Origin of the sequence: Streptomyces sp. NPDC000404, assembly GCF_040300365.1 — a bacterium.
Classification (GTDB): domain Bacteria; phylum Actinomycetota; class Actinomycetes; order Streptomycetales; family Streptomycetaceae; genus Streptomyces; species Streptomyces ramulosus.
Genome location: NZ_JBEPDN010000002.1, coordinates 53,335 through 73,402, shown reverse-complemented (window position 1 = coordinate 73,402; position 20,068 = coordinate 53,335). Strand labels below are relative to the sequence as shown.

Here is a 20,068-nt window from a genome sequence, read left to right as displayed (position 1 = left end):
AAGGAGGGGAGCGGCAGTCATGCCATACGTGCCCACGGTCCGGCACCTCGAACTCGACGGGACCGGCCTCTCGCCCCGCTCCGTCGCCGCGGCTGCGCGCCGCGGCGACGGCACCCGGGTGACGCTCGGCGCCGCGGCCGTCGAGCGGATGCACGCCTCCGTCGGCCTCAAGGAGTCGCTGCTGGCCCAGGAAGTTCCCATATACGCCGTGAGCACGGGCTTCGGCGACAGCTGCGTCCGGCAGATCTCGCCGGACAAGGCGCACGAACTCCAGCGCAACCTGGTGCTTTACCACCTCAACGGCGTGGGGCCCGCAGCTGTACCGGCGGTCGCCCGGGCCACCCTGCTGATCAGGGCCAACGCCTTGGCCAAGGGGGTCTCGGCGATCCGGCCGCAGGCGGTGTCGACCCTCCTCGAGTGCCTGCGCCGGGACATTCTGCCGTTGATCCCCGAACGCGGGTCGGTCGGCGCCAGCGGCGATCTTGTACCGCTGTGCTATCTGGCCGCGGCCCTGATCGGCGAGGGAAAGGTCCTGCACCGAGGCACCGTGCGTCCGGCGCTCGACGCCCTGCGCGGCGAGGGCATCGAACCGCTGCGGCTCGCGCCCAAGGAGGGGATCGCGCTGATCAACGGAACATCCTTCGCCGCCGCATACGCGGTCCTCGCCGCTTGGGACGCGCGGGAGCTGGTCTTCGTCGCCGAACTCGCGACGGCCATGACACTGGAGGCGCTGCACGGCAACGCGTCTGCTCTGCACCCCTTCGTTCACGCGAACAAACCGCATCCCGGCCAGGTCCGGTCCGCCGAGGCAATCCGGACACTGCTCGCGGGGTCACGGCTTGCTAGGTCCTTCGACGACATCCTGGTGCGCCGCGAAAAGCTGGCCGGGCGGAGCTACCTCCAACTGAACGAGAGGATCCAGGAAAAGTACTCGGTACGCTGTGCCCCGCAGATCATCGGCATCGTCCGTGACACGCTCGACTGGACAGAGCGCTGGCTCGAAACCGAGATCAACTCAGCCACCGACAACCCTCTGTTCGATGCCGATGAGTCCGCACTCCACCTCGGCGGAAACTTCTATGCGGGCCATGTCGGACAGTCCATGGACAGCCTGAAGACGGGGGTAGCGGGCCTGGCCAACCTCCTCGACCGCCAGCTCGCGCTCGTTGTGGACGAGAAGTTCAACGAAGGGCTGCCGCCCAACCTGGTCGTCGCTCGCCGCCCGGACGACCCCGGCGCGGGGCTGCACCACGGGTTCAAAGGAATGCAGATAGCGGCTTCGGCCGTCACCGCCGAAGCCCTCAAACAAACAGGGCCGGTGTCGGTGTTCTCGCGCTCGACGGAGGCGCACAACCAGGACATCGTCAGCATGGGCACCATCTCCGCCCGTGACGCGCGCACCGTCAACGGTCTGGTGCGCGAGGTGGCGGCCATCCATCTGCTCGCTCTCGCCCAGGCGATCGACCTGCGGGGCGCCGAGAACGCGTCGCCGACCGTCCGGGCCGTGCACGGGCTCATCAGAGAACACAGCGCCTTCGTCACCCACGACCGCCGCCTCGACCAGGACATCGAAGCGGTGACCGGCCTGATCGAGACCGGCGCCCTCCGGCGCGCCGCAGGGCTCGGTGACGAAGACTTTGCCGCAGGCCGAGAACTCGCCGACCGCGTCGACACCCCCGTACCGGAACGGTGTTGATCAGGTCCGCAGTGCCACACGTTCGTCACCGTCACCAGGGCGACGTCGCCCTGGGCGCGGTGCATCACTGAGGAGATCGTTTCGCATGAAGAAGAAGAGCATCGCCCTGTTCAGTGCTGCCGCGAGCGTCCTGCTCGCGCTGGGCACCTCCTCCGCGTTCGCCACCCCCGCGCAGGCCAGGCCCGAGAAGGTCATCGACCTGGCAGTGGGGAACAACGGGGTTGTTCACATTGATGCCGGCGTCCCCGGACTGAGTGTCGGAGACGAGTTCGTGTACGCGGACAAGCTCTCCAAGGACGGAAAACAGATCGGCAAGGACGGCAGCTCGTGCGAGGTGACTGAGCTGAAGGGCTCGGAGATCACCACCAACTGCGTGCTGTCGGTGCAACTGCCGGATGGGCAGATCACCGCCCAGTCCCTGTGGGTGAAGGGCAGCGACACGGTGCGGATGGCCATCACCGGCGGTACCGGCACCTACCGCGGTGCCACCGGTGAACTGACGTGCAACGACATACAGACTCCCAAGGAGACCTACCACATCGAGTTGGACAGCTGAGCGATCCCCGCGCGCCCGCGGCACTTCGCGCCGTGCCGCACCGTGTGCCCGGCCGCCGCTGGGCTACGGCGCGGCGGATCCCGTAGCCGTCATCGCGGTGACAAGAGCGCCGGGACGTGTGAGGCGCAGCAAGCTGCACCACAGCTTGCTGCATTCGAGGGAGGTGGCGGACCGCCCGTCCCTGAGAGCAAGCTGGCCTCTGTGGCTTGCGGTTGGCTGTTCGGCTTCCTCCCGTTCATTCATCTGAGTAACTCGCCGAGAATACGTCATTCATGTGCCGGACAGGGGAGATGAGGAATGATGCGGAGCTTTGCGCATCGACCTGTTCCGCGGACGTGAGATGTTTCAACTCAAGGGAAACAGGGTCACTATGCCAAGCACTCTGGCGCTGTCGCTGCCCGTGAAGGGAGCACAGTTCACGCCGGCCGTCATCGAACGGCGCCCACTGCGCGACAACGACGTCCGCATCGACATCAGATACTGTGGAATCTGCCACACCGACCTGCACTTCGGCCATGACGACTGGGGCGGTACGTTCTTTCCCCTCGTGCCCGGGCACGAGATAACGGGGACGGTCGCGGAAGTCGGCGACGCCGTCACCCGATTCGCGGTGGGGGACCGGGTAGGCGTGGGCTGCATGGTCAATTCATGCGGAAAGTGCGTCCCTTGCACATCGGGCGAGGAACAGTACTGCACCGAAGGGTTCGTCAAGACCTACTCGGACCGTGACCACGACGGAACGGTGACGCTGGGCGGCTACAGCCGGACCATCGTCGTGGCGGACCACTTCGTCCTGCGTATTCCCGATGCGCTGGAACTCGCCGGTGCGGCCCCGCTGCTGTGCGCGGGTGTCACCGTCTACTCGCCTCTCCGCCGCTGGCAAGCAGGGCCGGGGAAGAATGTCGGTGTGCTTGGCATGGGCGGTCTCGGACATCTCGGCGTGAAGATCGCCGCGGCGATGGGCGCCGAGGTCACGCTCTTCAGCCGGTCGCCGGAGAAGAAGGAAGACGCTCTGCGCTTCGGCGCCGCACACTTCGTGGACACCCGCGAGAGCGGGGAACTCGCCGAACTCGCGGGCCACTTCGACCTGCTTGTCAACACGGTACCGGCCGTCCTCGACGTGGACGCCCATCTGGGCCTGCTCGGCCTCGGGGGAACTCTCGTAAATGTGGGTGCGCCGAGCGACCCGATCGTCTCGTACAACGTGTTCTCCCTTTTGAATTCCCGCCGCGGCATCGCGGGGTCCACCATCGGCGGAATACGTGAGACCCAGGAAATGCTTGAATTCTGTGCGGAGCATCGCATCGCATCGGAGTTCGAGAAGATCTCCGCGGACCGGGTCACCGAGGCCTGGAAGAACATTTCTGGTGTCCGCTACCGATATGTCATCGACATCGCCACACTCGGCACGGCCTGACTCCGACCGAACCCTTCGAATGGTGCACGGAGTTCAGTGGCCAATATTTCCGCGACCAGGTCTGCGTGTTCCTCCGTGCCGCCCTTCGGGGCTTTTCGCCTCTGCCGGGGAAGTCAACGCTGAAAACACAGCCGTAACGGAGACATCTGCCATGTCAGTCCAGCGAGTTCCCGTACTCATCGTCGGTGGCGCCTACACCGGGCTCACCACCGCTCTGAGCCTGGCCGCACGCGGAGTGCGCCCTCTCCTGGTGGAGCGGCGGCCAGACCCCTCCACGCTGCCGAAGGCGTGGGGGCTCAACACCCGTTCTCAGGAACTGCTCAACACGCTGCCCTCCGTGGCACAACGGCTCCGCACCGCTCTCGCGGATACGCAGTGGCCTCGCATGAGCCACGGCGTCTCCCTGTCCGACCCAGGGCGACGCTACCTCGACCCGGAGGCCGGTCAGCCCGATCCGCAGGACCTCTCGTCGGTGCCGCTGCTGGCCTGGATATCCCAAGCCCGGGTCGAGGAGATCCTCCGTACCGGCGCCGAGGAAGCGGGCGCTGACCTGCGCCTCGGCACCGAGTTGGTCTCTTTCACCCAGGATGACGAGAAGGTCACCGCGACGCTGCGCGAAGTTTCCACTGGCCGTGAGTACGTAGTCGAGGCGGATTACATGGTGGCGGCCGATGGGAACACAAGCGTGATCCGGGACATGCTGGGTATTTCCGTCGAAGGTCACGGAACCATCAGTCATATGTATATCGTCACCTTTGAAGCGGATCTGACGCGGTATGTAGAGAAAGGGGCGGTCGAGGTCATCGGAATGCCCGGTAGCGGATCCAGCTTCATCCTGGACGGCTCCGAGCGGCATACCCTGTGGGTCGACTACTTCCCCGAGCTGGGCGATACGCCGGAGGGCTTCACGGAAGCGCGCTGCCTGGAGCGGATCCACCACGCGATCGACGACCCCGAGATCGACGTCACCTTCGTCAACGCCCGCTCCTTTGTTATCAGCCACAAGCTGGCCGAACGGTTCCGCGGGGGCCGCGTCTTCTTGGCAGGCGACTCCGCGCACACCTGCCCGCCCAATGGAGGACAGGGCGGCAACCTCGCCGTTCAGGATGCCTACGACCTGTCGTGGCGGCTCGCGTTGGTTCTCACCGGACAGGCCGGGCCCGGCCTCCTCGACATGTACGAGACGGAGCGGCGTCCTCTCATCAACATCACACTCGACCGCGAGGTCGAACTGGCGAAGATCTCCGAAGGCCGGGTGCCCGCCAGTTATGACCCGTCCAACCCTGACGCCCCCATCCCCATGCCCAAGGAATTCTTGGGCTTCCGGTACCACTCCGCCGCGATCTGCACCGAGGCCGACGATGACGGCAGTCTCCAGGAGGACCCGTGGAACCCCACCGGGCGCCCCGGGGGACGGGCCCCACATGTCGTTCTCACCGACGGCCCGCGGGAGTTCTCCACCCACGACCTTTTCGGTCGCAGCTTTGTGTTGCTGGCGGGATACGAGGCCCCCGAGTGGGTCGCCGCAGCCGAAAAGGTCGCCCGTGACCTCGGAGTCACCCTGGCCGCGTACCGGATCGGCGACCGCTTCGCCGACAGCGGCAACACCTGGTGCGACCGTTATGGGGTCGAGCCGACCGGCGCCGCGTTGGTCCGCCCCGACGCCGTCGTGGCCTGGCGCGGCAAGAAGGCCGTGAGTGATCCGGAGAGTGAGCTCGCGGCGGCGCTCACCGCAGTGCTCACGCGCTGACCAGGACGTTGCCGCACCCGCCAGCATCTCCGGATGCGGCAACGCTCCCTCACGGTGGGGGCTCCCGGCGGTGGCCTGCTACGGCCGCTTGTGGCCGGACACCAGAATGTGGTCGCGGACCATCCATCCGGCCTGGAACCGGCTCTGGGCCCCGAGGTCGTCGAACATCTCCGCGATGTACTTCCGACACGTCCGCACGCCGATCCCCAAGCGCTTGGCGACCACTTCGTCCTTGTAGCCGGCGGCGAGTAGCTGGACGATCGCCGATTTTGTCTCCTGGGTCAGAAACTCCGGGATTCTGTTGCTGCCGTCCGTCCGCTGGAAGGCCGCGCTGGTCGCCCAGGCGCTCACCGTCATGTGAACGACGAATTCCACCAAGGCTCCGTGTTTCACCATGTGCGCCTTGGTCTTGTCCTCGCCGTCCAGCAGGACGGCGACGGAACGGTCGAAGACGATCAGTGCGGGCAAGGGGGCGGCAGTGGTACGGACCTCGCCCCCAGCCGCCACGACCCGTTCGGCACAGTCGCGTACCTCCGCGTCGTAGCGGGATAAATGGGGGAGCAGCACGCGCACGTCGACCCCGGAAGGCATCGGTCCGGATTCTGGGCAGACCACCTGCCGGGCGAGGGCCGGCGCTCCGCGCCCCAGGGGATGTACTGCGAGCACTTCCTCGGCGCACCGTGCCGCGCAGTCCTCGAGCGCGTCACGGATATCGGGCGCACCCTCGATCGTGACCACGTGGCTGAGGCCCCCGCCGTCCGCGCTGTGGGTGCAGAGGCCGGTGAGCGTGTTGAGAGCTTCGCGCATTCCATCCAGCTGGGCCTGCCATGAGTCGATGACGCCGGAGAGTGGCTTGGCGTACCGGAGTTTGACCGTATCCGGCGGTACTGCGGTCCAGTCGCTGCGGCCCTCCAGTTCGGGCCGTGCCAGGCGCATTCCCCTCAGCCGGGACAGCACTCGCTCCGTTTTTCCTGTCCCCCACCCCAGGCTTCTCGCCAGCCTTTCGAGGGTGGCTCCGCCGCTGGTGGCCAAGAATTGATAGGCCGTCAATTCCTCGTCGCCCATGAGCGGAATGAGCTGAGTGGTGTCCACAGGCTTCCCCCTTTAGTTACTTCGGCAACTCCAGCCCAAGAATAAACATGGAGCTATATATGGATGCAAGTTCAATTTTTCGCCAGGGATATTCCAGAGTAAATCTGGATAAATCATCCATCCCTGCATGTGGGAACCCAAGATTTTGTCAAAAATATGACCGAATCCCAGTGGAATAATGGGCGCGAGTATATTTTTGGACTCCCTCTCTGACGATCACCTGACTTGCTCAGGCTATGAAGCTTGGAGTCGTCCATGCACACCGAACCGTCGAGCACGACGCCCATCGCAATCGTTGGCGTGGGGTGTCGGTTACCGGGGGCCGAGAGCGTCGATGAGCTGTGGGACGTGCTCATGGCCAACACCGGAACGGTGACCCCCGTCCCCGGCGAGCGCTTCGACGTCAGTGACTACTACGACCCCACCCCTATGACTCCCGGTCGGACCGTGTCCCGGCACGGCGGTTTCCTCACCGACCCCTTCGGCTTCGACGCAGCGTTCTTCGGTATTTCCCCGGTGGAAGCGCGGGACATGGATCCACAGCAACGGCTCCTGCTGCACGTCGTATGGGAGGCCTTGGAGTCGGCAGGTATACGCCCCTCGCAGCTTGCTGGCAGTCGCAGTGGCGTTTTCGTCGGGCAGGCGACGTCGGAGTACGCGGATACCGATCCGCGGCCGTGCGAGCCCGATGTCCGCAGCATGGTGGGCAGCCGACTGCGTGCCGTCACGGCCGGCCGTGTCTCCTACGCCTTCGATCTGCGAGGGCCGAGCGTCGTCCTTGACACCGCGTGCTCCTCGTCGCTGGTCGCTGTGCACGCCGCACGGCAGAGCCTGCTCACCGGCGAGAGTGACCTGTGCATCGCCGCGGGGGTCAATGTCATGATGTCCCCGCACGACTCCATCGCCTACTCCCAGGGCGACATGATGTCTCCCGAAGGCCGTTGCCGGTTCGGCGACACCCACGTCGACGGATTCGTCCGCAGCGAGGGCGTGGGCGTGGTGGTGCTCAAGCGCCTCGACGACGCACTCCGGGACGGTGACCCCGTAGGCGCTGTCCTGCTCGGCAGCGCGGTCACCAATGACGGGGCGGCGAGCGGACTGCTGCTGCGCCCCTCTGTGGAGGGCCAGGCCGAGATGGTGCGCGAGGCCTGTGTCAGCGCCGGCATCAAGCCTTCGGAACTCGATTACGTCGAGGCACACGGCACCGGTACGGGGGTGGGGGACGGGGTGGAGCTCCAGGCCCTCGCGGAGTCGGCCGGTCTCGGACGTTCGGCGGACCGGCCATTGCTGACCGGGTCGATCAAGACCAACCTCGGTCACACCGAGGCCGCTGCCGGTATCACCGGGTTAATCAAGACGGTGCTGATCCTCCGGCACGGCGTCATCCCCGCGTCGCTGCACCACGACGAGCCGCACGCCCTGCTGGCGCAGGACGGCTTCCCGGTGCGTGTGGTGACCCGGAACCGGCCTTTGGACACGGCCGATTCCGGTGCGCTGCTCGGCGTCAGCTCCTTCGGGCTGTCCGGAACCAACGCTCACCTTGTCGTCGGTGCGCATGTTCCCGAGTCCGGTACCGAGCCCGAGCACCGTGCCGCGGACGCCGGGCCCCATCTGCTGGTGCTCAGCGCGCGAACGTCCGGCTCCCTCCGCCGCCTGGCCGAGAACTACGCGGCCTACCTAGGCTCTTCCGGGCCCGGGCGCCGGTACCGCCTCGCCGATATCTGCTCCGCCGCGGCAACAGGACGTGACTCCCATCCTCACCGGCTGTGGGTCGTGGGCGCCGACCACGAATCCCTGTCACGGCGGCTGCGTGCCCTCGCCGCGGGCGAGACCATTCCCGACGGCGGTATCGCCAAGACGCGCTCGTCGGGTGACAGACGCGCCGTGTTCGTCTTCTCGGGGCAGGGGTCGCAGTGGGCGGGCATGGGCCGGGCTCTGTACCGCTCCTCGCCCGCCTTCCGAAAGACACTGGACGCGTGTGACCGGGCCGTGCACAAGGAGCTCGGCTGGTCGGTCCTGGAGCGGCTGGCCTGCGATGACCCGGAATTATCCACTGACGTGAGCACCGTCCAACCCACCCTCTGGGCGGTGCAGGTGGCGCTCGCCGCCGCCTGGCGTGAGCGCGGCGTGGAGCCGGGGCTGTGTCTGGGGCACAGCATGGGAGAGGTCGCGGCCGCTCATGTCTGCGGTGCCCTGTCGCTCGACGACGCGGCCGCGGTGATCTGCCGACGGAGCCGGCTGATGCAGCGTACGGCGGGGCAGGGGGCCATGCTCGTCGTCGAGCTGTCGGCCGACCGGGCACGGCAGTACACCGAGGCCCACGGCGATGCAGTGTGCGTGGCGGTCGAGAACGGGCCCGCCACTACCTTGCTCGCAGGCGATCCCGCTTCCCTCGCCGTCCTTCAGGCCGAACTGGAGGAGAGCGGCATCATGTGCCGCCCGGTGAAGGTGAACGTGGCCTCGCACTCGCCGCAGATGGACTCCCTGCTCGACGACCTGCTGCGGGAACTGGCCGGGCTCTCCCCTGCGCCGGCTACGACGGGAATGGTTTCTACCGTATACGGCTCCGAGATCGAGGGAACGGAGCTGACGGCCGCCTACTGGATGGACAACCTGCGCCGCCCCGTACGGTTCGCTGGCACCGTACGGGAGGTGGCCCACGAGACGGAGAGTGTTTTTCTGGAGGTCAGCCCGCATCCGGTCCTTGTCGCCGCCATGGACGAGACGCTGGGCGATGGCCACGGCGATGCCGCCGTGGTGGCCTCGCTGCACCGCGAGTGTGATGAGCCCGCCGAACTGGCCCGGGCCGCCGGCCGTCTCTTCGCCCAGGGCGGGCGGGTGGACTGGCGGCAGTGGCACGGCGGCGGCCCACGGCATGTGCCGTCACTTCCCACCTACTCCTGGGACATCGTGCAGTTCCGGCGAGAGGCGGCCGTACCCGGGGCTTCCTCTCGCTGGTCCGGTGCCCCCCAGGTCCGGCGAATCGCCCTCGCCGCCTGGGACGGGACCGCGGAGCGGAGAGACGGCACGGCGGCCCACGGAGCCGCGCCGGTACCGCCTGTCGTGTATCTCGCGGCGATGCTGGAAACGGCCCAGGAGGCAGAGCGCACCGCATCGTTCGAATTGCGGGACGTGCGGCTGGGCGATGTGCAAATGCCCGTCGAAGCGGTCGGCGACACCACTCTCCAGGTGGCCCTGGAAGGACACCGGGAAGACGACGGAGAAGCGCGCGCCGTGACGGTGCACGCCTCGTTCCGGGATGCGGACGCACCCGTCCTCTGCGCTTCGGGAAGAGTTGTCAGGGCAGACATAGACGATGTCGGCCCGGTGGCCCCGGGCGTTCTCGACGCCGCACTCGCACGGTGCCGGGACTACCTGGGGGCACAGGATTTCGCGCCACTCGCGCGGCGCCACGGGTGCGACGTCGGAGAGCGGTTCCGGGACGTGGAGCATCTGTGGCGCCGCGACGGCGAGGCCGTGGCCCGTATAAGGCTGAAGAGACCCCTGGCACGGGCCGACTGGGAGACAGGTCTGCAGCCGCTCCTGGCGGCCCGGCCGGGAGCGGCATCCGGTGGCGACCGCATCTCCTGCGTTCCGGTGTCCTTCGACTCGGTCCGGTTCCACGCGGAACTGGAGCCGGAGTTCTGGAGTCTGAGCACCGTGCGGCCCGAGAGTGGTGGGACTGCACTACGGGCCGACGTCCTGCTGTTCGCACCGGACGGCCGCGTCCTGGCACGGTTCTCCGGAATCCGTCTGCGGCAGCTTGCGCGGCGGTCCGCTGCGAACGCGTCCTTGGCGCAGGTGCCCACGCTGATGTCGGCGCTCACACAGCAGTGCGCGGCGCCGCTCGCCAGCCTGGTCAAGAAGATCGCGGAGCCCTTCGGCGCCGGTATCCTCACCAACCTCCTGTGTCCTGCCGCCTCATCTCCCGCCGAAGGGGAACGGGATTCGGCGATGGCGCGAACCTTCTTTCCCGGGGCGCCTGCGAAGGAACACACGGCCTCGTCACGCCCCCGTCGCGGAACCGCTGCGGAGATACTTCTTGAACACTCCGCGGAGCTGCTGGGCATGCCCGTGTCCGACATTGATGAGCAGCGGTCGTTGCGTGAACACGGCCTCGACTCCCTTATGGCGACCCGGCTCCGGCAGCGGATGTACCGCAGTCACGGCATAACGGTCACCGCCGGGCGGCTCCTGGGCGCGGAGAGCGTCGCCACCCTCGGCAAGAGCCTCGACCAGCACGACGGGCAGTCGGTGGCAGCAGGGAACGAGGGTCCACGGGCCCCGAGATGACCTCGTTCTCGGGTGGCCACCGTGTTGTGGCCGGTATACGCGAGCATGGACGGCGGTAAAACTTGCACTATGGTATAAAAAATTGCCGGCCAGGCTGGCGGTGGCCGTGACTGCCGTGTGATGCCGTTTCCGACGAGGCCGACCGGACTCGGGCGCGCCCACCTTCGTTGTCGGGTCGCCACTCAGCCTTGGCGAGGCCAACACGAACAGGAGGGACGGAATGGGCTCGCGCGCAACGACGCCGCCGGTCAGCCGCCGGGAACGCAACAAACAACAGGTCAGGGAACGTCTCTACTCGTCGGCAGTTGAACTCATCGTGGAGAAGGGATACGACCACACCTCCATCGACGAGATCGCGGAGCGGGCTGATGTGGCACGTGGAACGTTCTTCAACTACTTCCAGCGTAAGGAAGACGTCATCGCTGCCTGGGGAGAACGGAGGCGTGCTGCACTCGTGATGGGCCTCGACACGAACAGCGCGTTCACCCCCGGCTCGGTCGCGCAGCTCCAGCAGTGCATGTCGGTCCTCGTCCGGATCAACGAGGAGGAACCACGGCTCACCACGGCCATGCTCACCGCTTGGGTGAAGGCGGGGCGGCCGATCCTCGAGGAGCCGTACGTCGCGGAGGTCTTCGCCAGGATCATCGAGCGTGGTGTGGACCAGGGGGAGCTGAGCCCGGGAATGCCGGCGATCGGCGTCGGCAATGTACTGCGCGATGTCTACCTCGGGGCCCTTTACCGATGGGCTCAGCACCCGTCGGAGAGCGGACCGCTGGCCGAAGAACTGCAGCAGATCCTACGGCTCCTCCTCAGGGGAATGACCCCAGCCAACCCCCTAGCAGCGGGGAAGAGCTGACTTTCCCCGGGCGTGGAACGCAGGCTGCAGCCCGGGATGGTCCGGCCTCGGAGGCGCGCATATCGTCCTGCGAGCCTGGTCGGCTACCGCTCGGCCTCTTCGGGGAGCGTTGCCTCCGCGGGGCTTGCCATGTCGAGGAGCAGCATCGCGTCGTGGTCGGGGGTGCCGGGCGGTGCCTGGTAGGTGACGAGGCGCTGGCCGTCCGTGCGGAAGACCGCCATCACCTCGAAGCTGAGGCACATCGAGCCGACCTCCGGATGCCGGAAGTGCTTGTGGCCGCCGCTGCGCGCCCGGACGTCGTACCGCTCCCACAGCCGGGCGAACTCCGGACTCTTCACCACCAGTTCACCCACGAGCTGGGCCAGCTCCGGCATGTCCGGGTCGGCACCCGCCATCGCCCGCAGATGCGCCGCGCTGTGCGCTGCCATCTCCTCCCAGTCGCGGTACAGCCTGCGTCCCATGGGGTGCAGGAACATGTAACGGGTGATGTTGCGGCGCTCTGGCGGCCAGTCCGTGAGGCCGGGGAAGAGGCGAAGGCCGGGCCGGTTGGCGGCCAGCAGATCATTGGTGCGTGTGACGACGTAGGCCGGTACGGGGCGCAGCGTCTCCAGCAGGGTGCGGACCGACTCCCGCACCGTACGTGCCGGGCCCGGGGGCGGTGCAGGCACCTGGCCTGCGGCGAGTGCCGCCAGTTCGTGCAGCCGTTGCAGTGCCTCGGCGGAGAGCCGGAGCGCCTCGCCGAGTGCGGCGACGACGGCGGGGGAGGGTCGGGTCTCGCGGCCGCGCTCGAGGCGCGTGTAGTAGTCGACGCTGACTCCGGCCAGCGTGGCTAACTCCTCGCGGCGCAGTCCCGGGGTGCGGCGGCGGCCCGTGCCGGCGGGCAGACCCACGTCCTGAGGGCGGACCTGACCCCGGCGAGCCCGGAGGAAGCGGCCCAGTTCCGTACCTTCGCTCATCCGGCCATTATCGCAAAAAATGGCGCGTGGAGAGGGGCCCTGTCAGGGCCAGGATCGGTGCTCCCCCGCACGCTTCGGCCTGGCTGCGGCCGCACTCGCCGATCATGCTGTTCTCCATGTCCGACAGGAGTGGCACTCCGACAGGGATGGCCCAGTGAGGAGCAGCGCACGATGAGCGCGACGCGGTCCGAAGCAGACGCGGAAGCAGAGGCGAGGGCGGATTCCGGGGGTGAGCGGGAGCGGCCGGCATCGGCGGTCGCCGCCCTGACCGCCGCCGTCCTGGGCTTCTTCGTCATCACGCTCGACGTCTCCGGCGTCAATGTCGCGCTGCCCGCCGTGGGCGATGACCTCGGCGGTTCGATGTCCGGGCTCCAGTGGGTCGCCGACAGCTACACGCTGATGTTCGCGGCGCTGATGCTCTCCGCCGGTGCCCTCTCGGACGCGGTGGGTGCGCGGCGCGCGTATGGCTGGGGGCTCGGTCTCTTCGTCCTCGCCTCGCTGGCCTGCGGGGCGGCGCCGACGCTCGGGGCGTTGATCGCGGCGCGTGTGGTGCAGGGCTGCGCGGCCTCCGTGATGGTGCCCGCTTCGCTCGCGCTGATTCGTCAGGCCTTTCCCGATCCGGCCGCGCGGGCGCGTGGCATCGCCCTGTGGACGGTCGGCGGTGCGGTGGCCGTCGCCGCCGGGCCCGTCCTGGGCGGACTGCTCACCACGGAGTGGAGCTGGCGCGGTGTGTTCTTCCTCAACGTGCCTGCCGGGGCGGCCGGTTTCCTGATCCTGTTGCGGGCCGCGCGCTCCCCGCGTCACCGTGCCGCGTTCGACGTGCCGGGGCAGGTGACGGCGGTATTGGCGCTGGCCGCGCTGACCTTCGCCGTGATCGAGGGCGGGCACGGCGGGCTCACCGGAACCGTTCTTGCCGCGGGCGGGGTCGCGGTGGTGGCCGGGGCCGGTTTCGTGACCATCGAGGCACGGCGGCGCGCGCCGATGCTGCCGCTGGAGCTGTTCCGGCAGCGCGGTGTCAGCGTGCCGGTCGTCACGGGCTTCGCCTGCAACGCGGCCTTCTACGGCGGGGTGTTCGTCCTGAGCCTCTTCTTCCAGGAGCAGCGGGGGCAGTCGGCGCTCTCGGCCGGGCTGATGTTCGTGCCGATGGCGGTGGTCACTGCCCACTTCAACTACTTCTCCCCAAGGGCGGTCTCCCGTCTCGGCGCGCGGGCGGTGATCGTCGTGGGGCTGCTGACCGTCGCCCTGGGCTGCGGCGTGCTCCTCGCCGTCGACGCCGGTATGCACCCGTGGGTGACGGCACTGCTGATGATCCCGCTGGGCGTCGGTGGCGCCCTCGCGATGCCGGCGCTGACCTCCCTGATGCTCGACAGTGTCGCCGCCGAGCGGGCCGGCACGGCGGGGGCGCTGCTCAACACCAGCCGCCAGATGGGCGGGGCGCTCAGCATCGCCGTCTTCGGCGCGCTCCTCGCGGGCGACTTCACGTCCGGGATGCGGGAGAGCCTGCTACTCGCCGCCGGCCTCATCACGGTCATGGCGCTGATCTCGGCGGCGCTGCTGCCGCGACGCTGAGGACGGTGGGCGGCGACCGCGGCAGGCCGCGTTCACACCCGCCCGTCCACCCGTATTTCCCCCGTCTCCCGGTGGCCGGACACCCCCGGCCGGCCACCGGGTCCTGCAGTGTCGACGGGCCACCCGCTCACGGGTGGCCCGTCGACACTGCGGTCCCAGACGTCATCCGCAGGAACAGAATGAGGCCGCCGGGTCCGGCAACGTACCGCGCGATGTCCGCTCCGGGGGCTCTCTACCGACGGGCTCGGCACTCGCCGGTCCCAGGTCGGGCGCCTCCTCTCGCGGCTCTGGAGGAACCCAGGCCTGAACCTTGCTACAACGCTGGCAAGGCCGAGGTAATCGGCACCACGCTGTTGCCAGGACACCGCCTCCCAGGTGATTGCCACGGCGCCGCCGCGTGCGGTTCCGCGGCGGCCACATGCTGCGATCCACGATGCCGTCACCGTCCGACCTCGCCCTCCCCGTCTTCAGCGTGCGCCTACCCGCGAGAACCACCCAGGCGAAAGCCGACTCCAGCTCCCCAGTCCACAAACCGGCTTCATCCATCCCTGCCATGCCCGGAACAACGACAACAGTCTGCTCCAACTCGCCTGCAGCACCATCTGCTTGAGGAGACTCCGAAACTCATTCTGAAATGATCAGTAAGGCGCCTCGAACTCACTGCTCCATGCGGTGCTTGAGGTATTCATCGGTGACTGTTCTCTCGGGCATAAGAACTCCTGAGCCAACGCCGTTACTCGATCGAGGGGACGTTTGTAGCCTGAGGTGCAGCTGTACCCTTGTGTGCAACTGGCATCGAACCTCGCCCCCGGACTCTGCGGAGGCATCGGCCACGGAGCGCCGCATGGCCCCCGGGAGTCGATCTTTTTCTCGGCGTAGCGCCGACGATGCTGATTTTGTGCTGACTTGCTGACTCCGAAATGCCATCTGACCTGCGACGATGTCTTGCAGTACCTCTTCGGTTTTCATTGACATGGAAATTTGCATGTGGTTTGCAGATGACGCTCTGGCCAGCATCTTTGCAGGTGGCGGTGGGTATTGCCAGGATTCGCGGGTGTGCAGGTGTGCTCACGTGTGGGTGGCTCTGGCAGTCTTCATGCTGACCTCATGCTGACTTTTCTGATGGTTCGTCAGGAGATCTTGTTTGTGGTGGTGTCGTTGCCAGGGGGCTGGTCGGCCCTGGTTGCCTTGTTGGGGGTGATAGGCGGGAATCCCGGTTTTCCTGGTGGCGGCAGGCTGTGGGTGTTCCGTGGGTGAGGGGGCTTGCTCTGTGGTGGGACTGTGCTGGAATTCGGAATTTTGGTTGGGATGGGGCGGTCAGCTTGCGAGGGCGCATTCCAGGGCTTGTCTGGCTCGTGCGATCGATCCGGGCATCAGGTGGCGGTAGGCGCGGTAGGTCGTCTCGATATTGCGATGCCCCAGCCATTCGGACACGTCGGTGATGGGGATGCCGTGGTTGAGGTAGACGGAGGCGAACAGGTTGCCGTAGCCGGAGGGGTTCATGTAGTCCGGGGGGGCGGGACGGCATGTAGTTGGGCTGCTCGTGTGATCTCCATCCGGTAGGCGAAATAGCCGTCCGGCCCGCGTAGCGGGTAGCCCTCTTCCGTGGTGGCGTGTCATTGTTCAAAACGTTCGAGGGCTTCCCTGGCTGTGTGGGGGAGAGGTGTGTCGCGGAATTCTCCTGGCCAGCGGTGTTTCAGGGGTGCGGGTCTGTAGGTGTTGTGGTGGATCTGCTCGGTCACCCGGTATGCGTCGTCAGGGATCACGTTGTTGATGTTGACGGCGCGAGCTTCGCCGTTGAGCAGGCCGCAGCCGTGCAGCATGGTGATCACCAAGCCCGGTTGAAAATCCGCCGCGAGTGTGTCGGTCGTTGCGTACTCGACGGTCGGGATGATCGAGCGTGGGGGAATGTACTCGCGGGTTTTGATGCCGAGGGCGAGGTCCGTGCCGATGCCCCCTTTGCGGACCGCGTCCAGGAGGGCGGTGCGGAGGAGGCCGTAGATGTTGCGCTGGGCTCCCGGCTGGATGCTCCGGCGTTCCATGCCGGCGATGAAGCACTCGATGGTCATGGGGCTGGTGGCCGCCATCCGGTGGTCGCCGAGTTCCGGATGGAGGTGCGCGGTGAGATGGGAGCGGTGGTTTCGGCCCGTGGAGTAGTCCACGATGTGGCGTTGCCGCGTCCGCCAGTTCTCGGCGTATTCGGTAAAGGTCATCCGCCCCAGACGGTGGCGCTCTTCGAGCACCGCGGCGGGGACGTTTGGTGGTGTGCTCACCGACCGGCACGGAACACCGCTGGTGATCTCGCTTACCGGCGGAAACCGTCATGACGTCGCTCAGCTGATGCCACTGCTGGACGCGATACCTCGCGTTCGCGGAGTTCGGGGTCACGTCGTCGGCCGGGCCGACTGTTCGCCGACCGTGGCTACGACTGCAACACGTACCGCTGCCTTCTACGAGCCCGCGATATCACACCGAAGATCGCCTGCAAGGCACACCCCACGGCTCCGGCCTGGGCAAGACCCGCTGGGGCGTCGAGCGCACCTTCGCCTGGCTCCACCAGTTCAACGTCTGCGGATCCGCTACGAGATACGCGCCGACCTCCACCTCGACCTACTCCAACTCGCCTGCAGCATCATCTGCTTGAGGAAACTCTGGACCTCGTTCTGAAGTGATCAGTAAGTGGCTGTGGCGCGAGGAAGTCCGTGCGCCGATGAGGGTTGCCTGCACCGCGAAGGGTCAGGTGGCTTGCTGGCTCTGCAGGTGGTGCAGGGGCTTGACCAGACGGCCTCCGGCCTGGTGCTCGATGGCTTCTTCCAGGCCATGCAGCAGCGAGGTGAGCATGGCGCGGGTGACCGGATCGGTCAGGCGCTGCTCAGCTTCGGTGGTGGGGTCGAGGCGGGTGTGGACGGCGGGAATGGTGGGGACCGCCGACGACGTAGACGTTGAGGAGGGCGAACATTTCGCGCAGCTGCGCCTGGGCGCGGATACCGCCGAAGAGGCCGGGAGAGGCCGAGAGGACCATGGCGGCATGTCCGGGCAGGACGCTCGCTCCCCGGGGCCGGGAGGCCCAGTCGAGAGCGTTCTTCAGCACGCCGGGGATCGCGCCGTTGTACTCGGGGGTGGCGATGATCAGCCCGTCGGCGTCCGCGATGGCCTGCCACAGCTCCCGCACGGGGACGGGCGGATCCGTCTCCAGGTCCTCGCTGAAGTGCGGCAGTTCCCCCAGCCCCGAGAAGAGTGAGAGATGCATGCCTTCGGGGGCCAGCGGCTGTAGGCAGCTGAGGAGCTGGGTGTGGTACGAGGCGGCTCGCAGGGAGCCGGAGAGGGCCAGGACACGGCTCATGACGGAGGGCGCTCCAGAACTTGGTGAGGGCCGGCCTCCTGCCCGCGCGGAGGGGGCGGTGCGGGCCGGAGGCCGGGGGAGGCTGCGGTCAGCCGCGGTCAGCCGCGGTCAGCCGCGGTAGCTCTCGCTGCGGGCGAAGTCGGAGAGCTCGACCGCTTCGAAGGCTTCGGTGTAACGCAGGGGACGGACGGTGTCGACGTTCCACACGTAGAACGGCAGCCGGGTGCGCGGGTTGGCGTGGCGGACCTGGTCGGGACCGTGGTTCATACCGGCCGGGGTGACGCTCGCCAGCCCCGCCGGCGGACCGACCTGGTCACCGTCGCCGGTACCGAGGAAGACGAACAGCTCGTCGTAGTCGACGTTGCGATGGGCCGGCTGCGCCATGTCCGCATCGTCCGCGGTCTGCGTGGGCCGGGGAGCCATGGTGACGAACCAGTTCTGCCCCGCCTGGAAGGTGGCGTGCGCCACCGGCGGCATTTCGAGACGCTCGCAGGAGAGCGGGCGGATGTCCGCCAGGCGCAGCCGGAAGGGGGCCAGGTCGCCGGTCCAGCCCTCCACGTCGGCGGGGTCGAAGGCGTAGAAGATCGATGACAGCTCGTCCGCGCGCTTGACGAGCACCTCCCACTCGCCGGCCGGGTTCTGTGCGGACGGGACGGTGAGGCCGGCGTCGAGCCGGGGAACGTCGAGGACGCCGCGGTCGAAGGGCAGGAAGTGCCCCAGCAGCCCCCGCTCGGGGAGCGCGATCGGCTCCCGCGTCTCCACCACGTAGATGACGTGCCGCTCGGCGCCGGGGTCGGGGACGATGCGGTAGTTGGTGCCCTTGGGGATCACCAGGTATTCCAGCGGCCCGTAGCCGAGGGTGCCGTAGTCGGTGACGAGGGCGCCGCTGCCCGACTGGACCAGCAGCAGGGTGTCGCCGTCGGTGTTGCGGAAGTAGTACGGCATCGGCGCCGTCCGCTTCGACACCGAGACCTTGATGTCCTCGTTGAACATCAGCAGCGTCGGGAGGGCGCGCTCGTCGTGCTCGTCGGCGGCGGGAGCGTCGGTGAGCTGGATGCCCCGCGGCCGGATCGGGCCCTCCACCCGCAGCCAGTCCGTGGTCGGGTGGGCGTGGTAGAGCTGGGAGACGTCACCTTCGAATCCCTGACGGCCGTGGTGCTCCTCGAAGGTGCCTTCCGGCACCCGGGCATGGCCCTGGGGGGAGATCCGGCCCTGAGTGTGCTTCGCAAACATGCAGCGGCTCTCTTCACGGGCGCCGGCGCACAGGCCGAGCGCCCCATCGGGTAAGCGGGTGGGGAATGTCCGTGACATGGGTGTGGCTCGGCAGAGACCCCGCCCCGCCGTACCCGTGCCAGGTGCGGCGGCGCGGCCCGGCCGCCCACGCACCTCGCGGGGCGCCGTAGGGATCTGCGGCCAACGCCTCACCGTGTCACCGGCCTTGATGCGGCGATCAAGTGCCGGAGCATTCCTTCGGTTCGCGCCTACGTGGCGCCTTCACTCCGCCAGTCAACGACCGAAGCGTGCCGTCGGTCCAACACTCTTCAGCGGATACGTAACAGCCTCAGACTGTTACGGTGGAGGCGTGGACCTCGACCTGCGTCAGGTGCGCTACGCCGTCACCCTCGCCGACGAACTCCACTTCGGCCGGGCCGCGAGCAGGCTCACCATCGCCCAGCAGACCCTCTCCTCCCAGATCAGGGCCCTGGAAAAGCGCCTCGGCGTCCCGCTGTTCACCCGCGACCGCCGCCACGTCACCCTCACCCCCGCGGGCGAGACCTTCGTCGAACGCGGCCGCCGCCTCCTGGCCGACGCCGAGCGCCTCGTCGAGGAGGTCACCCACACCTGCGCCCCCCTGCGCATCGACGTCGTCACCGAGGGCCTGCCCTCCACGCTCCTGATCCACCACCTGCGCACCCAGGCCCCCGGCCTGCCGTTCGAGGTGGTCCAGAGCCACGGCCTGACCGCGGCACTGCCCCGCCTGCTCACCGGCGGCCTCGACCTCGCCTTCGGCCGCCCGCACAGCCTCGGCCGCCCCCTCGCGGCCTCCCTCGCCACCATGCCGATGGGGCTCGACCCCATCGGCGTCATCATCCCCACCGACCACCCCCTCGCCGACCGGGACGAGATCCCCCTCGCCGTTCTCGCCGAGCACCCGCTCCTGGTCCATGCCGCGGACGAGTCCGCCGAGTGGCGCGACTGGGTCGACCAGGCAGTTGCCGCCTTCGGCCTGAGCGTGGCGACGCGCGTGCGCGGGCACGGCCGCACCTCCGTCCTCACCGCCGTCCAAGCCCTCGGCCATCCGGCCTTCGGCCGCACCACCTCGCACCTCCCCGACGGCCTCACCACCCGGCCCCTGACCGACCCCGTCCCGCTCTACCCCTGGCACGTGGTCTGGAACACCGCCACCGCACACCCCGCCCTCAACCGGGCCCTGGAACTTGTCCACGCCTACGCCCGAACCCACCACTGGCACCGCCCCCCGAGCGCCGACTGGTGGCTCCCCCAACCCGATCGCGACACACTGCGTGCCACGAACTGAG

Annotated in this window: 15 protein-coding genes and 1 pseudogene; 10 read left to right on the top strand and 6 right to left on the bottom strand. The window is 67.9% G+C overall.

The annotated features are described in order from the left end of the window. The first annotated feature begins 19 nt into the window (after positions 1–19). The 4 genes from ABT345_RS03520 to ABT345_RS03505 all read left to right on the top strand — a co-directional run bounded on the left by ABT345_RS03520 (position 20) and on the right by ABT345_RS03505 (position 5,419). A complete protein-coding gene (locus ABT345_RS03520; protein ID WP_345081238.1) occupies positions 20–1,696 on the top strand; it encodes an aromatic amino acid lyase in 1,677 nt (558 codons plus the stop codon). 85 nt (positions 1,697–1,781) lie between these two features. Continuing rightward, positions 1,782–2,252 (top strand): allene oxide cyclase barrel-like domain-containing protein, encoded by a 471-nt coding sequence (locus tag ABT345_RS03515; protein ID WP_345081235.1) that lies wholly within the window; start codon positions 1,782–1,784, stop codon positions 2,250–2,252. Between the two features lie 370 nt (positions 2,253–2,622). After that, a complete protein-coding gene (locus tag ABT345_RS03510; RefSeq protein WP_345082502.1) occupies positions 2,623–3,669 on the top strand; it encodes an NAD(P)-dependent alcohol dehydrogenase in 1,047 nt (348 codons plus the stop codon). Between the two features lie 151 nt (positions 3,670–3,820). Continuing rightward, positions 3,821–5,419, top strand: coding sequence for an FAD-dependent monooxygenase (locus ABT345_RS03505; protein ID WP_345081232.1), 1,599 nt, complete (start codon positions 3,821–3,823; stop codon positions 5,417–5,419). A 78-nt stretch (positions 5,420–5,497) separates the two neighbouring features. On the opposite strand, the gene ABT345_RS03500 is transcribed toward ABT345_RS03505, so the two are convergent. Continuing rightward, on the bottom strand, positions 5,498–6,511 hold the full coding sequence (locus ABT345_RS03500; protein WP_345081229.1) for a hypothetical protein: 1,014 nt from the start codon (positions 6,509–6,511) through the stop codon (positions 5,498–5,500). Between the two features lie 255 nt (positions 6,512–6,766). Here ABT345_RS03500 and ABT345_RS03495 point away from each other — a divergent pair, with 255 nt between their 5' ends. After that, entirely contained in the window at positions 6,767–10,804 is a 4,038-nt protein-coding gene (locus ABT345_RS03495) for a type I polyketide synthase (protein WP_345081226.1), read from the top strand. A 220-nt stretch (positions 10,805–11,024) separates the two neighbouring features. Further along, complete coding sequence (locus tag ABT345_RS03490; RefSeq protein ID WP_345081223.1) at positions 11,025–11,660, top strand: TetR/AcrR family transcriptional regulator; 636 nt, start codon at positions 11,025–11,027, stop codon at positions 11,658–11,660. A gap of 83 nt (positions 11,661–11,743) precedes the next feature. On the opposite strand, the gene ABT345_RS03485 is transcribed toward ABT345_RS03490, so the two are convergent. Next, entirely contained in the window at positions 11,744–12,616 is an 873-nt protein-coding gene (locus ABT345_RS03485) for a helix-turn-helix transcriptional regulator (protein WP_345081220.1), read from the bottom strand. Positions 12,617–12,787: 171 nt separating this feature from the next. On the opposite strand from ABT345_RS03485, the gene ABT345_RS03480 reads away from it, so the two are divergent. Together ABT345_RS03480 and ABT345_RS03475 are read left to right on the top strand one after the other, a co-directional pair. Then, complete coding sequence (locus tag ABT345_RS03480; RefSeq protein ID WP_345081217.1) at positions 12,788–14,185, top strand: MFS transporter; 1,398 nt, start codon at positions 12,788–12,790, stop codon at positions 14,183–14,185. 1,107 nt (positions 14,186–15,292) lie between these two features. Next, positions 15,293–15,442: a hypothetical protein gene (locus tag ABT345_RS03475; RefSeq protein WP_345081214.1), complete on the top strand. Its 150-nt coding sequence runs from the start codon at positions 15,293–15,295 to the stop codon at positions 15,440–15,442. A gap of 60 nt (positions 15,443–15,502) precedes the next feature. Here ABT345_RS03475 and ABT345_RS03470 read toward each other — a convergent pair whose 3' ends face one another. After that, complete coding sequence (locus tag ABT345_RS03470) at positions 15,503–15,688, bottom strand: tyrosine-type recombinase/integrase (protein WP_345081211.1); 186 nt, start codon at positions 15,686–15,688, stop codon at positions 15,503–15,505. A 113-nt stretch (positions 15,689–15,801) separates the two neighbouring features. Continuing rightward, on the bottom strand, positions 15,802–16,458 hold the full coding sequence (locus ABT345_RS03465; protein WP_345081208.1) for a site-specific integrase: 657 nt from the start codon (positions 16,456–16,458) through the stop codon (positions 15,802–15,804). Between the two features lie 236 nt (positions 16,459–16,694). Between ABT345_RS03465 and ABT345_RS33210 the strand changes: the two are divergent. Further along, positions 16,695–16,852, top strand: a pseudogene (locus ABT345_RS33210) (transposase); the annotation flags it as partial. A 205-nt stretch (positions 16,853–17,057) separates the two neighbouring features. Here the strand turns inward: ABT345_RS33210 and ABT345_RS03455 are convergent. Both ABT345_RS03455 and ABT345_RS03450 read right to left on the bottom strand, forming a co-directional pair. Beyond that, positions 17,058–17,528 (bottom strand): NAD(P)H-dependent oxidoreductase, encoded by a 471-nt coding sequence (locus ABT345_RS03455; RefSeq protein ID WP_345081205.1) that lies wholly within the window; start codon positions 17,526–17,528, stop codon positions 17,058–17,060. A gap of 108 nt (positions 17,529–17,636) precedes the next feature. Then, complete coding sequence (locus ABT345_RS03450) at positions 17,637–18,761, bottom strand: homogentisate 1,2-dioxygenase (RefSeq protein ID WP_345081202.1); 1,125 nt, start codon at positions 18,759–18,761, stop codon at positions 17,637–17,639. Between the two features lie 349 nt (positions 18,762–19,110). Between ABT345_RS03450 and ABT345_RS03445 the strand changes: the two genes are divergently transcribed. Then, on the top strand, positions 19,111–20,067 hold the full coding sequence (locus ABT345_RS03445; protein WP_345081196.1) for a LysR family transcriptional regulator: 957 nt from the start codon (positions 19,111–19,113) through the stop codon (positions 20,065–20,067). The last annotated feature ends 1 nt before the right edge of the window (position 20,068 follow it).

Coding starts and splice junctions, on each gene's coding strand:
- ABT345_RS03520 (WP_345081238.1), top strand. CDS start 20: ATGCCATACGTGCCCACGGTCCGGCACCTCGAACTCGACGGGACCGGC.
- ABT345_RS03515 (WP_345081235.1), top strand. CDS start 1,782: ATGAAGAAGAAGAGCATCGCCCTGTTCAGTGCTGCCGCGAGCGTCCTG.
- ABT345_RS03510 (WP_345082502.1), top strand. CDS start 2,623: ATGCCAAGCACTCTGGCGCTGTCGCTGCCCGTGAAGGGAGCACAGTTC.
- ABT345_RS03505 (WP_345081232.1), top strand. CDS start 3,821: ATGTCAGTCCAGCGAGTTCCCGTACTCATCGTCGGTGGCGCCTACACC.
- ABT345_RS03495 (WP_345081226.1), top strand. CDS start 6,767: ATGCACACCGAACCGTCGAGCACGACGCCCATCGCAATCGTTGGCGTG.
- ABT345_RS03490 (WP_345081223.1), top strand. CDS start 11,025: ATGGGCTCGCGCGCAACGACGCCGCCGGTCAGCCGCCGGGAACGCAAC.
- ABT345_RS03485 (WP_345081220.1), bottom strand. CDS start 12,616: ATGAGCGAAGGTACGGAACTGGGCCGCTTCCTCCGGGCTCGCCGGGGT.
- ABT345_RS03480 (WP_345081217.1), top strand. CDS start 12,788: ATGAGCGCGACGCGGTCCGAAGCAGACGCGGAAGCAGAGGCGAGGGCG.
- ABT345_RS03475 (WP_345081214.1), top strand. CDS start 15,293: ATGCTGACTTTTCTGATGGTTCGTCAGGAGATCTTGTTTGTGGTGGTG.
- ABT345_RS03470 (WP_345081211.1), bottom strand. CDS start 15,688: ATGAACCCCTCCGGCTACGGCAACCTGTTCGCCTCCGTCTACCTCAAC.
- ABT345_RS03455 (WP_345081205.1), bottom strand. CDS start 17,528: ATGAGCCGTGTCCTGGCCCTCTCCGGCTCCCTGCGAGCCGCCTCGTAC.
- ABT345_RS03450 (WP_345081202.1), bottom strand. CDS start 18,761: ATGTTTGCGAAGCACACTCAGGGCCGGATCTCCCCCCAGGGCCATGCC.